The organism is Flintibacter sp. SJQ-8 (assembly GCF_054108085.1).
On record NZ_JBPJWR010000011.1, the window covers coordinates 171,422 to 183,451 of the forward strand.

The following is a 12,030-nucleotide window of genomic DNA, read 5'->3' on the forward strand; positions in this document are numbered from 1 at the left end:
AAGATACATTATAATATGATTCAGGAGGAAACGACCATGTTTAAGACGACCATGAAAGTAGAAGGTATGATGTGCGGCATGTGCGAGGCCCATGTGAACGACGCCGTCCGCCGGGAATTCCCCAAGGTGAAGAAGGTGACCTCCTCCCACGGCAAGGGGGAGACGGTGGTCATCAGCCCCGAGGAGCTGGACCAGGAGGCCCTGAAGAAGGCCGTGGAGGCCACGGGCTATCAGGTGCTGTCGGTGACCAGCGAGCCCTATGAGAAGAAGGGGTTCTTCTCCTTCGGCAAATGAGCGGCAAATAAGCCCGGCGGGAAAGTTTTTGCCCGCCGCAGTTGTCAACGGGAGAAAAGTGTGCTAAAATAGACCATATCCATTACTGCGCCGCCAAACAGGCGCACAAGGAGTGTGGCAAGCATGAGTGAAAACAAGGAATATGTTTCCCGCTGCGATGAGCTGGGGAATATCCATATCTCTGAGGAGGTCCTGGCCGGCATCGCCGCCGCCGCCGCGCTGGAGGTAGACGGCGTGAGCAGTCTGGCCGCCAACCTGGGCAGCGACATCGCCGAGCTGCTGGGCAAGAAGAACCTGGCCAAGGGCGTGCGGGTCAAGACCGAGGAGGACAAGGTGGAGGTGGAGCTGTCCGTGCTCATCGTCTATGGACACACCATCCCCCAGGTGGGCAAGGCCATCCAGGATGGGGTGAAGGCCGCCATCGAGTCTATGACCGGGCTGGAGGTCTCCTCCATCAACGTGAACGTGGGCGGCATCGTGTTCCCGCCCAAGGACGCGTAACAGCGCAGAAAATCGAATCACAAAACGCAAGGGGTCCGCTTTGATCGAGCGGGCCCCTTGTCTATGTTCGCTAAAAAAACAGCGGGTCAAATCGCCTTGATGCGTAAAAAAGTGAAATTGCGCTTTACTTTCACCACGTGACGTGCTATTATAGTGCTGTAAACGACAGGGGCCGGCGGCGTCGGGGCCGTCGGCTGACAAGTACGAATTCTGTGTTTAAAAACGGCGAAGGAGTAATGCTCTGTGAACAAACAGTTGGTTTCCGCCATTGAAAAGCATTGGCAGCAGGCGGTTGAACTCAGCGATGACCTGTATGCTCACCCGGAACTTCCCGACCAGGAATTCCGCAGCAGCCAAAAAGTCGTGGACATGCTGAAGGCGGCGGGCTATGAAGTGGAGTACCCCTATATGGGCTATCCCACCGGCTTCCGCGCGGTGCTGAAAAACGGCGAGGGCCCCTCGGCGGCCCTTTTGATCGAGTATGACGCCCTGCCCGAGCTGGGCCACGCCTGCGGACATAACGCCCACTGCGCCATGGCCGTGCTGGCCGCCCTGGCCCTGGCCGAGGCCAAGGACCAGTTCCAGGGGACGGTGTATGCCTTTGGCACCCCCGCAGAGGAGGAGAACGGCGCCAAGATCGGTATGGCCGCCAAGGGCGCTTTCGACGGGCTGTCCCTGGCCACCATGATCCACAGCTGGAGCGGTCCGGCCAGCATCTCTGACATGGACGTGCTCAGCCTGCGGTGCTATCTGGTGGAGTTCAAGGGCGTCAGCGCCCACGCGGTGGCGGGCCCCTGGAAGGGGCACAGCGCCCTGGCCGCCGCCCGCAAGTTCATCGACCTGATCGACGCCCGCCGGGAGTGCTTCACCCCCGATGTCCACGTGAACAGCGTCTTTAAGGAGAGCGGTCTTCAGCCCAGCATCCTGCCAGACCGGGCGGTGGTGCGCATCGAGTTCCGCACCGACTCCATGGCCAAGCTGGAGCAGGTGGACGAGATCATCGAAAAGTGCGCCAAGGGCGCGGCCATGGCTCTGGACTGCACCGTCAGCTTCTCCAAGGGGACGGAGGACTTTGCCGACATGGTCCGGGTGCCCGTGCTGGAGGATGCGGTGGAGGATCTGCTCCACGAGATGGGCCGGGCCAGCGAGCCGGTGAGAATTCCCAACGGCTCCTCCGACGTGGGCAACGTGAGCTATCACTGCCCCGCCATCCAGCCCCTGCTGACCATCGGCGAGACGTTCTATGCCCTGCACACACCGGAATTCCGGGAGGAGACCATCAAGGAGCCCGCCCACCAGGCCATTGCCGACGGGGCCAAGCTGCTGGGCTCTCTGGTCCTGCGGGCCCTCACCGACGAGGAGTTCCGGGACGCGGCGCAGAAGTCTTATCTGGCCCAGAAGGAGAAAAAGCTGAACCCCTGATCCTGGTTGGTATGAGAAGCATTTGTGTTGTGTAAACAAAAAAGGAGTGCTGGTATATGTCAAACGGAAACATGTTGAAAAAGAAAAAGGGGATCACACTTCCGCACATCTATATCCTGCTGTTTTCCATCATCGTGGTGTGTACGATCCTCACCTGGATCTTGCCCGCCGGTGAGTTTGACCGGGTGGTGAACGAGGCCACGGGCCGCACCGTGGCCGTGGCCGGGACCTTCCACACGGTGGAGCAGTCGCCGGTGGGAATCTTCCAGATGTTCCAGGCCATTTATAACGGCATGTGCGACGCCGGGTCTGTCACCTTCTTCGTGTTCATCTCTTACGCCTCCATCAACATCATCATCAGCAGCGGCGCGTTCAACGGTCTGGTCGCCGGTCTGCTGAAGGTCTTCAAGGGCAAGGCCCGCGTGGCCATCATCCCCATCTTTATGTTCATCGTGGGCATCGCCTCTTCCACCATCGGTCTGTTCGAGGAGTGGTTCCCCTTCGTGCCCGTCTTCGCCGGGATCGCCGTGGCCATGGGCTTTGACGCCGTGGTGGGCGTGGCCATCGTTGCCTTCGGCGCCGCCATGGGCTACTCCGGCGCTATGATGAACCCCTTCACCGTTGGCGTGGCCCAGGGCATCGCCGAGGTGGCCCCCATGTCCGGCATGGGCTATCGGTTCTTCTGCCACATGGCTCTGCTGGTGGTTGGCTCCGCCCTTACCATCCGTTACGCCCTGAAGATCCAGGCCGACCCCAGCAAGAGCCTGGTCTATGGCGAGACTGAGCACATCACCATGAGCGAGGACGATGTCCAGAACTCCCCCTTCGGCATCCGGGAAAAGCTGGTCCTGCTCATCCTGCTGGCTGGCATCATCGCCGTGGTCTACGGCTGTAAGGTCTATGGCTGGTACTTCGCCGAGCTGTCCGCTGTCTTCGTCATCATGGGCATCCTCAGCGCCATCGTCATGGGCTGGGGCCCCAACAAGATCGGCGAGCTGTATTCCAAGGGCTTCACTGACATCGCTATGGCCTGTATGATGATCGGTCTGGCCCGGGGTATCCTGATGGTCCTCCAGGCCGGCAACATCATCGACACCGTGGTGTATTACTTCTCCCTGCCTCTGGCGGCGTTCCCCTCCTGGTTCTGCGGCGTGGCTATGCTGGCCATGCAGACTCTGCTGAACTTCCTGATCCCCTCCGGTTCCGGTCAGGCCGCCACCTCCATGCCCATCATGGCCCCCCTGTCCGATCTGCTGGGCGTGTCCCGCGACACTGCCGTCCTGGCCTTCCAGTTTGGCGACGGCCTGTCCAACGTCCTGTGGCCCACCGCCTTCCCCGCCGTCCTGGCCGGTCTGGCTGGCATCAAGGTGGAGAAGTGGTGGAAGTTCGCCATCCCCGTGGGCGTGGCCCTGTTCCTGACCCAGGCCGTGCTGATGATCCTGGCTGTGGTCACCGGGTTTGGCATGTAAGTCACCTTGAAAACGATCCATACTTAAAAACCATCGTAGGCCGCACCGAAAGGTGCGGCCTACGGCTTTATGTCTTACCCAGCGCCCAGTGGAGCAGGCACAGCAGGGCGAAGCCGGGTGCGCCCAGCAGGCCCAGCACCAGGGCGTTGGTCAGGTTGACCCCCAGCCCAAGCCCTAAGGCGGAGCCGAACCGGGCCAGGGCGGCCAGCAGGGCCAGTCCCGCGCCGGAGCGCAGGGCCAGGCGCATCAGCCGCCCCACCAGTCCCCGGAGACACAGCAGTGCGCACAGCCCCAAGATCGCGGCGCACCACAGGGCGGGGGAGCCAAGGCCGGTCACGGCTGGGCCCCCAGCTGCTTCAGGCGGCGGAGGAGATAGTTGTACCGGGCCTGAAGGGCGTTGATCTCGAAGACATAGGACTCGATCAGGTCCCCGTCGCTGGTCTGGTTAAAGCAGCCATAGGCCTGGTTGATCTGGGCGCGGGTGCGGGAGAGGGAGGACATCAGCGCCCGGCGCTCCGCCTCGTCCGGGTCCCGGGCGCGGCGGGGGGAGATGCGAACTGGCTGGATCATGGGGCAGGCTCCTTTCTGTTCCGGTTTATCCCATTGTATGGATATTCTGGACAGATATGCCGCCGGATAACCGGCCAAACGGAGCGAAAGCGAGAAAATTCCCCGGATCGCGGCAAAACGGTCCGGGGAATCAAAACATGTTTGACAACATGGGGGAGAAGGGGTATAATCTAGCAGCTAAAATGAGAGTAGTGCGGTTTTTGTAACCGAATTCCCGGCGGACAGCGGGTGAGAGCGGCCCTTGAAACCGCGCCCGAATGGGATCTACACCCCAACGGTATCCTGGATCACGTCCCACAGGGAGATGGGACTCAGCTCCAGCCGGTTGCAGCGCCGAACAAAAGAGAGGGCGTCGGCGGCGTTGAGAAACACGTCGTGGATCGCCAGGATCTCTGTGGTGCGGTTCTGCTCCACCTGACAGGCACAGACGCCATAGGCGCTGTAGTTGCCCAGGTCAGGATCGAAGCACTGCTCCGGCACGGAACGATATTCGATCATACTTGTGGCCCCCTTTCTTGTTGGCTTGGCTTTTGCTGGGTCTACTATACCACACGCGGGGCCGCCTGGACCGTTGCCGATGAAAATGAAGGGGCTGCCGATGAATTTGACAAATCGAGCAGACGTTCGACTGAAAAACCCGTCTATTTTGTTTGCATAACGACAGAAAAGTCACAAATTGGTTTCGACGATTTTGTAACCGGAGAGGACTATTTTTATGCGCATCGCGATTTGTGAGGACAGCCAGCTGGACCGGGAGCTGCTGGTGGGCGTGGTGGACCACTATGCCGCCCAGCGGGGCAGAAGCATCCAGGTGACGGCCTATGGCGGCGGCCTGGGGCTGATCCACGACGTGGAGGACGGGGAGCACTTTGACCTGGCCTTTCTGGACAACCTCATGGACGACATTCTGGGCATTGAAGTGGCCCGCCGCCTGCGGGAACTGGATTTTCGCGGTCCGCTGGTGTTCATCTCCTCCACCGACGCCTATGCCGTGGCCGGGTATCAGGTGGCCGCAGCGGCCTATCTCCTCAAGCCCTATGACTATGAGACGGTGGCGGAGGTGCTGGACAAGTTCCTCCCCGAGGGCGGCCTGGAGGGAATCTATGCCGTCCACCGCCGTTCCGCCGTGGTCCAGCTGCCCTATCGGGACATTTTATATGTGGAAAGCCAGAACGCAAAGTGCGTGTTCCACTGCCGGGACGGCCAGACCCACGTGGTCTATAAGACGCTGAACACTGTGGAGCAGGAGCTGGGGGACCGGCGGTTCCTCCGCTGCCACCAGAGCTTTCTGGTGAACATGGACCAGGTCCAGTCCGCCGACCAGGCCTTCCACCTGTCCAGCGGGGACGCGGTGCCCATCCGTCAGCGGGAACTTAAGCGCATCCGGGAGCGCTATCTGAACTATCTGTCCGGGAAGGGCCGCCCTGCCGTCAGGCCAGAGTGACAAAGTCTCCGCTGGCATAGCCGGTGACGCCGTCGTACTCCACCAGATACCAGCCGTCAAACTGGTTGAACACCGTCAGCCGCGCCCCGTCCGGGGCCTGGGCCAGGATGGTCCCGTCGGTATCCGGGCGGTCCCGGATGTTCAGCACTCCCCAGGAGACGTCCACCACAGCGGGGCGGTCCTGCCGGGTGGAGAAGAAGGGGATGCCGAAATACTCCGTGAGAGACAGGGCCAGATTGCGGGCCACCGCGTCTAAGTTATTTTGAATCCAGACGGCGTCCGATGTATTGTCGTGGAAGGCCAGCTCCAGAAAGACGGAGGGGGCCCGGACCCGGCGCACCTCCCCGATGGCAGTGGTGGGCTGAGCCCGCACCAGGTTGGGCAGGGGATAGATGGCCTTCAGCCCGTCGGCGATGATCTCCGCCGCCCGCTGCCCCTGGGCGCTGCCGGGGTAGTAGAACACCAGCGACCCCCGGGCCGAGCCATACCGTCCCGGCGGCGCGGCGTTGGAGTGCAGGGCCAGGTGCAGGTCATACCGCCCGGCGTTGGAGGCCGCGATGGACGACACCGCCGTCATCTCCGGCGTGTTGCGCACATACCGGATGCCTGAGGCGTCCAGATAGGGCACCAGCTTGTCGGCCAGCAGATTCATGTACTGCTCCTCCGTGCCCCCGGTGACGAACTGATTGTTCTCCTGGGTGGAGGGGGAGAGATAGATGATGGGCATAAGAACACCTCCTACAAGTGCCCCATCCTATGAAAGACCCACAAAAACGGTGAAGCGCCCCCGGCGGAACAGATTCGTTCCAGCTGGGGGCGCTGTGCTGTTCAGTTTATTCCTCCTGACACAACCTCTCCAGCCCCGGGCGGTCTAAAATCTGGATGCGGCGATAGCCCAGGTGGACCAGACTGCGGCGGGACAGGTCGTTTAAAATGCGGCTGACGGTGACGCGGCTGACGGAGACGGAGTCGGCGATGTCGTCCTGGCTGCACTGGAGACAGTCGTCCCCGTCGGCCAGGGAGAGGAGATAGCGGGCCACCCGCCACTGGGCGGGGCGGAAGGCCATCTGGTCCACCTGGTGGGACAGCAGCCGCACGGTGCGGGCCAGGTATTTCATCATGGCCAGGGCCAGCTCCGGGTCTCGGGCGATGGCCTGGGTGACCAGCTCCCGGTCAATGGGCACCAGCTGGCAGGGGGTGAGAGCCACGGCGGAGGACACCCGGGGCAGCTCGTCCAGAAAGGACGCCTCGCCGAACAGGCTGCCCGCCCGATAGATGTTCAGCACTCGCTCGTCCCCGGTCTCTGACTGGATGAAGCTCTTCACCCGGCCCTCCTTTAAATAGTAGAAGCAGGTGGCCTCCGTTCCCTGGAGATAGATGAGAAAGCCGGGGGAGCAGCGGATGGCCGCCCGGCTCTGGGCAAAAGGCTCCCAGATATGGGCGGGCAGGTCCATCTCGCCCAAGGTCTGTCGGTCCATAGAGACACCTCCCAAAGAGTAATGTGGTAGAATCCCTCAGTCATCGCCTTCGGCGATGCCAGCCCCCTTTCACAAGGGGGCCTAATAAAGCATACTATCAGCCCCCCTTGTGAAAGGGGGGAGGGCCGCGAAGCGGCGGGGGGATTCCGCGTGCTTGAAAGAATTTTCTTCAATTATAACATGCTTTACATTTTTTTGGCAAGCACCCTGTCATACTATAGGACAGTCACAAAGCAATGCGCACTGAGGAGGAATTTTCAATGGGAATGACCATGACGCAGAAGATCCTGGCGAAGGCCGCCGGGCTGGACCGGGTGGAGGCCGGACAGCTCATCGAGGCCAAGCTGGACATGGTGCTGGGCAACGACATCACCACCCCCGTCGCCATCACCGAGTTTGAGAAGGCCGGCTTTACCCAGGTATTCGATAAAGATAAGATCTCCATCGTTCTGGACCACTACACCCCCTGCAAGGACATCAAGTCCGCCGAGCTGTGCCTGAAGGCCCGGAACTTTGCCCACAAGCACAACATCACCAACTTCTTCGACGTGGGCCATATGGGCGTGGAGCACGCCCTGCTGCCCGAGAAGGGCCTGTGCGCCCCCGGCGAGGTCATTGTGGGCGCCGACTCCCACACCTGTACCTATGGCGCGCTGGGCGCGTTCTCCACCGGCGTGGGCTCCACCGACATGGCCGCCGGTATGGCCACCGGCCTGCTGTGGTTCAAGGTGCCCTCCGCCATCAAAGTCACCCTGAAGGGCAAGCTCCAGCCCCACGTGTCCGGCAAGGACGTGATCCTGCACCTGATCGGCCAGATCGGCGTGGACGGCGCTCTGTATAAGTCCCTGGAGTTTGCCGGGGAGGGCGTTGCCTCCCTGTCCATGGACGACCGGTTCACCATCTCCAACATGGCCATTGAGGCCGGCGGTAAGAACGGCATCTTCCCCGTGGACGAGAAGACCATGGAGTATATCAACGGCCGGGTGAACCGCCCCTGCGAGGCCTTTGCCGCCGACCCCGACGCTGTGTATGACAGCGAGGTGGTCATCGACCTGAACACCCTGGAGCCCACCGTGGCCATGCCCCACCTGCCCGAGAATACGAAAGTGGTCAGCGAGGTGGCCGGGCTGCCCATCAATCAGGTGGTCATCGGCTCCTGCACCAATGGCCGCATCAGCGACCTTCGGGCCGCCGCCGCCGTGATGAAGGGCAAAAAGGTGGCCGACAACGTGCGCTGCATCGTCATCCCCGCCACCCAGGACATCGTGCTCCAGGCTATGGCCGAGGGGCTGATCCAGACCTTTATCGAGGCAGGCGCCGCCGTGTCCACCCCCACCTGCGGCCCCTGCCTGGGCGGCCACATGGGCGTGATGGCCGAGGGGGAGCGCACCGTCTCCACCACCAACCGGAACTTTGTGGGCCGCATGGGCCACGTGACCTCTGAGGTCATTCTGGCCAGCCCCGACGTGGCCGCCGCCTCTGCCATCGCGGGCTGCGTGGCCGACCCCCGGAAGCTGTAATTTGACTTGGCCCGTTGGACCGGAGACATAGGAAAGGACTGAAACTTTACATGAAGGTTTATAAATATGGGGCCAATGTTGACACCGACGTCATCATTCCCGCCCGTCATCTCAACGATCCCTCCCCGGCGGCCCTGGCCTCCCACTGCATGGAGGACATCGACCCCGACTTTTCCTCCACCGTGGAGGAGGGGGACATCATCGTGGCCGGACCCAACTTCGGCTGCGGCTCCAGCCGGGAGCACGCCCCCCTGGCCATCAAGTCCTGCGGCGTGAAGTGCGTCATTGCCCCCTCCTTCGCCCGCATCTTCTACCGCAACTCCATCAACATCGGCTTCCCCATCGTGGAGTGCCCCCAGGCCGCCGAGGAGATCCAGGCCGGGGACCAGGTGGACGTGGACTTTGACAGCGGCGTGATCACCGACAAGACCACCGGCAAGACCTATCAGGCCGCGCCCTTCCCCGCCTTTATCAACGGCATCATCCAGAGCGGCGGCCTGCTGAATTCTTTGAAAGCGAGAGGTGTGGCGAAATGAATTATAAGATCGCGCTGATCCGGGGCGACGGCATCGGCCCCGAGGTGGTGGGCGAGGCGGTCAAGGTCATGGAGACCGTGGGCGCCAAGTTCGGCCACAGCTTTGAGTTTGTAGACGTGATGATGGGCGGTTGCGCCATCGACGCCGTGGGCAAGTCCTATCCCGACGGCACGGAGGAGAAGTGCAAGGCCTGCGACGCGGTGCTGCTGGGCGCGGTGGGCGGTCCCAAGTGGGGCCACTCCAGCGACCCCACTCAGCGGCCCGAGACCGCCCTGCTGTCCATCCGCAAGGACCTGGGGCTGTACGCCAATCTGCGTCCCGCCGCCCTGCGCCCCGCCATGGCCGGGGCCTGCCCCCTGAAGAAGGAGACCGCCGAGAAGGGCATCGACCTGATGATCGTCCGGGAGCTCACCGGCGGCGTGTACTTCGGCAAGCGGGAGCGGTATGAGACCGCGGACCGGGGCATCGAGGCCGCCGACCGCATGGCCTATTCCGAGATGGAGATCGAGCGCATTGGCCGCCGCGCCTTTGAGCTGGCCCGGATGCGCAATAAAAAGGTCGCCAGCGTGGACAAGGCCAACGTGCTGGAGTCCTCCCGCCTGTGGCGGGAGGTGATGCACCGCCTGGCAAAAGAGTATTCCGACGTGGCCTATGAGGACGTGCTGGTGGACAACGCCGCCATGCAGCTGGTCCGGGACCCCGGCCAGTTCGACGTGGTGGTCACCGAGAACATGTTCGGCGACATCCTGTCTGACGAGGCGTCTATGATCACCGGCTCCATCGGCCTGCTGCCCTCCGCCTCCATCGGCGACACCGCCCCCGGCCTGTATGAGCCCATCCACGGCTCCGCCCCCGACATCGCCGGGCAGGACAAGGCCAACCCCGTGGCCACCATCCTGTCTGTGGCCATGATGTTCCGCTATTCCTTCCAGCTGCCCCAGGAGGCCAAGGCCATTGAGGACGCGGTGGACGCCGTGCTCAACGAGGGCTGGCGCACCGCCGACATCGCCGCCCCCGGCCAGCAGGCCATCGGCACCCAGAAGATGGGCCAGCTCATCCGGGAGAAAATTTGACCCCCAAAACTTGCAAAAATTTCAGTTTCTCTTTTGACACCCAGACGCGGACCGAGGCAGAACGCCCCCGGTCCGCGCCTTGTTTTTCCGGCATATTTCCCAAAATCAGGCCCGGTTTTTTAAGCGGCCAAAAGCCCCAAACCCCTGGGGGAGCGGGGAAGAGGGGAGACCATCGTATAAAATGACGAATTCTGAAACTGCTTTGACTGCAAAATTCATTTTTGCCATAAGAATGAAAAAATCTATTGCACTTTTGCAAGTTCGTGGGTATAATATCCCATGCAAACAGTCTCTGAGAGGAATTTGATCTGTCCGAATTTTCCCTGAAACGGGCCGCCAAGGAGAGGGCCTGACGCCGGGGCCGGACGCCTTTCAGAAGTGAGATAGGAGCGGAGACCGGGAGAAGCCGGGCCGCCCGACGGGAGGAATCTTTTATGAAATCTTTGTCTGAGTTCGCACTTGCCATCCAGCCCTCCAGCACCATGGCCATCGACGCCATGTTCAAGCAGATGAAGGCCGAGGGCCAGGACGTCATCGGCTTCGGCGCGGGCGAGCCCGATTTCCCCACCCCCGACCACATCAAGGAGGCCGGTATCCAGGCCATCCGCAACAACGATACCCGCTATACCCCCAGCGTGGGCACCGTGGAGCTGCGCAAGGCCATCTGCCAGCGGCTGAAGGCCGACTGCGGGCTGGACTATGACTTCAAGGACATCGCCGTGTCCAACGGCGCGAAGACATGCGTCTATGTGGCCCTGCGCGCCCTGGTCAACCCTGGGGACGAGGTGATCCTCCCCGCCCCCTATTGGGTCAGCTATATCGAGCTGATCCGCATGGTAGGCGGCGTGCCCGTGGTCATCGACACCACCGAGGCCGAGCACTTTAAGATCACCGCCGAGAAGCTCGCCGCCGCCATCACCCCCAAGACCAAGTGCATGATCCTGAACAACCCCTGCAACCCCACCGGCATGATGTACAGCCGCAGCGAGCTGGAGGGCATCGCCAAGGTGTGCGTGGACAACGACCTGTATGTCCTGTCCGACGAGATCTACTACAGCCTGACCTATGACAACGAGCAGTTCACCAGCCTGGCCGCCCTGGGGGAGGCGATCAAGGCCCGCACCCTGCTCATCAACGGCGTGTCCAAGTCCTATGCCATGACCGGCTGGCGTATCGGCTATATCGCCGCCCCCGCCAACATCACCAAGGTCATCGGCAACTATCTGGGCCACTGCACCGGCAGCCCCAGCGCCATCTCTCAGAAGGCCGCCCTGGCCGCTCTCACCGCCCCCCAGGACCAGGTGGAGACCATGCGCCAGGCCTTTGAGGAGCGCCGGAACTATATGGTCCAGCGCATGAACCAGATCGAGGGCATCAGCTGCATCAAGCCCGAGGGCGCGTTCTACGTGATGATGAACGTGGAGAAGATCGTGGGCAAGGAGCTCTTCGGCCAGGTCATTCACTCTGACAACGAGTTCGCCAGCCTGTTTCTGAAATATGGCAAGGTGGCCGTGGTCCCCGGCAGCGGCTTTGGCGCTCCCAACTTCATCCGCTGGTCCTATGCCGCCTCCATGGACAACATCAAGGCCGGCCTGGACCGCCTGGAGATGTTCCTCCAGGGCAAGGCCGTGTGATTTGAACCGAATCTGAGCCGACAGCCGTTAAGGGAAAGCGCCATGAGCAGCCCCCTTAACGGCTGTGTTGCTTTCGGGCTTATGAATTT

General features: G+C 61.9%; 14 protein-coding genes. 9 read left to right on the top strand and 5 right to left on the bottom strand.

Going from position 1 to position 12,030, the window contains the following annotated elements:
• Nucleotides 1-36 precede the first annotated feature (36 nt).
• From ACSAMP_RS08970 to ACSAMP_RS08985, 4 genes are all read left to right on the top strand, one after another.
• Nucleotides 37-294 carry a heavy-metal-associated domain-containing protein gene (locus ACSAMP_RS08970; protein ID WP_457800223.1) on the top strand — a complete coding sequence of 86 codons (258 nt, stop codon included), beginning with the start codon at nt 37-39 and terminating at the stop codon, nt 292-294.
• 123 nt (nt 295-417) lie between these two features.
• A complete protein-coding gene (locus tag ACSAMP_RS08975; protein ID WP_457800224.1) occupies nt 418-795 on the top strand; it encodes an Asp23/Gls24 family envelope stress response protein in 378 nt (125 codons plus the stop codon).
• Nucleotides 796-1,038: 243 nt separating this feature from the next.
• Entirely contained in the window at nt 1,039-2,217 is a 1,179-nt protein-coding gene (locus ACSAMP_RS08980; protein WP_457800225.1) for an amidohydrolase, read from the top strand.
• 56 nt (nt 2,218-2,273) lie between these two features.
• Nucleotides 2,274-3,686 (top strand): YfcC family protein, encoded by a 1,413-nt coding sequence (locus tag ACSAMP_RS08985; RefSeq protein ID WP_457800226.1) that lies wholly within the window; start codon nt 2,274-2,276, stop codon nt 3,684-3,686.
• Nucleotides 3,687-3,753: 67 nt separating this feature from the next.
• Here the strand turns inward: ACSAMP_RS08985 and ACSAMP_RS08990 are convergent, their stop codons facing one another.
• From ACSAMP_RS08990 to ACSAMP_RS09000, 3 genes are all read right to left on the bottom strand, one after another.
• Nucleotides 3,754-4,023 carry a pro-sigmaK processing inhibitor BofA family protein gene (locus ACSAMP_RS08990; RefSeq protein WP_441795612.1) on the bottom strand — a complete coding sequence of 90 codons (270 nt, stop codon included), beginning with the start codon at nt 4,021-4,023 and terminating at the stop codon, nt 3,754-3,756.
• Nucleotides 4,020-4,256, bottom strand: coding sequence for a DUF2508 family protein (locus ACSAMP_RS08995; protein WP_441795613.1), 237 nt, complete (start codon nt 4,254-4,256; stop codon nt 4,020-4,022). Before ACSAMP_RS08995 ends, ACSAMP_RS08990 begins: the two co-directional genes overlap by 4 nt.
• A gap of 264 nt (nt 4,257-4,520) precedes the next feature.
• Complete coding sequence (locus ACSAMP_RS09000) at nt 4,521-4,754, bottom strand: DUF6514 family protein (protein ID WP_457800227.1); 234 nt, start codon at nt 4,752-4,754, stop codon at nt 4,521-4,523.
• 217 nt (nt 4,755-4,971) lie between these two features.
• Between ACSAMP_RS09000 and ACSAMP_RS09005 the strand changes: the two genes are divergently transcribed.
• Nucleotides 4,972-5,700 (top strand): LytR/AlgR family response regulator transcription factor, encoded by a 729-nt coding sequence (locus tag ACSAMP_RS09005; RefSeq protein WP_457800228.1) that lies wholly within the window; start codon nt 4,972-4,974, stop codon nt 5,698-5,700.
• On the opposite strand, the gene ACSAMP_RS09010 is transcribed toward ACSAMP_RS09005, so the two are convergent.
• Both ACSAMP_RS09010 and ACSAMP_RS09015 read right to left on the bottom strand, forming a co-directional pair.
• The gene (locus ACSAMP_RS09010; RefSeq protein ID WP_441795616.1) at nt 5,687-6,427 is read right to left on the bottom strand and encodes an N-acetylmuramoyl-L-alanine amidase; all 741 of its coding nucleotides are present in this window, start codon (nt 6,425-6,427) and stop codon (nt 5,687-5,689) included. The two genes, ACSAMP_RS09005 and ACSAMP_RS09010, sit on opposite strands and share 14 nt — an antisense overlap.
• Nucleotides 6,428-6,533: 106 nt before the next feature.
• A complete protein-coding gene (locus ACSAMP_RS09015; RefSeq protein ID WP_457800229.1) occupies nt 6,534-7,178 on the bottom strand; it encodes a Crp/Fnr family transcriptional regulator in 645 nt (214 codons plus the stop codon).
• 260 nt (nt 7,179-7,438) lie between these two features.
• Between ACSAMP_RS09015 and leuC the strand changes: the two genes are divergently transcribed.
• From leuC to ACSAMP_RS09035, 4 genes are all read left to right on the top strand, one after another.
• The gene (leuC, locus tag ACSAMP_RS09020; protein WP_457800230.1) at nt 7,439-8,698 is read left to right on the top strand and encodes a 3-isopropylmalate dehydratase large subunit; all 1,260 of its coding nucleotides are present in this window, start codon (nt 7,439-7,441) and stop codon (nt 8,696-8,698) included.
• 50 nt (nt 8,699-8,748) lie between these two features.
• On the top strand, nt 8,749-9,234 hold the full coding sequence (locus ACSAMP_RS09025; protein ID WP_457800231.1) for a 3-isopropylmalate dehydratase small subunit: 486 nt from the start codon (nt 8,749-8,751) through the stop codon (nt 9,232-9,234).
• Nucleotides 9,231-10,307, top strand: a complete 1,077-nt coding sequence (gene leuB, locus ACSAMP_RS09030) for a 3-isopropylmalate dehydrogenase (protein ID WP_457800232.1) — start codon at nt 9,231-9,233, stop codon at nt 10,305-10,307. The genes ACSAMP_RS09025 and leuB overlap by 4 nt, the downstream gene beginning before the upstream one ends.
• A 434-nt stretch (nt 10,308-10,741) precedes the next feature.
• Nucleotides 10,742-11,941 carry a pyridoxal phosphate-dependent aminotransferase gene (locus tag ACSAMP_RS09035; protein ID WP_457800233.1) on the top strand — a complete coding sequence of 400 codons (1,200 nt, stop codon included), beginning with the start codon at nt 10,742-10,744 and terminating at the stop codon, nt 11,939-11,941.
• The last annotated feature ends 89 nt before the right edge of the window (nt 11,942-12,030 follow it).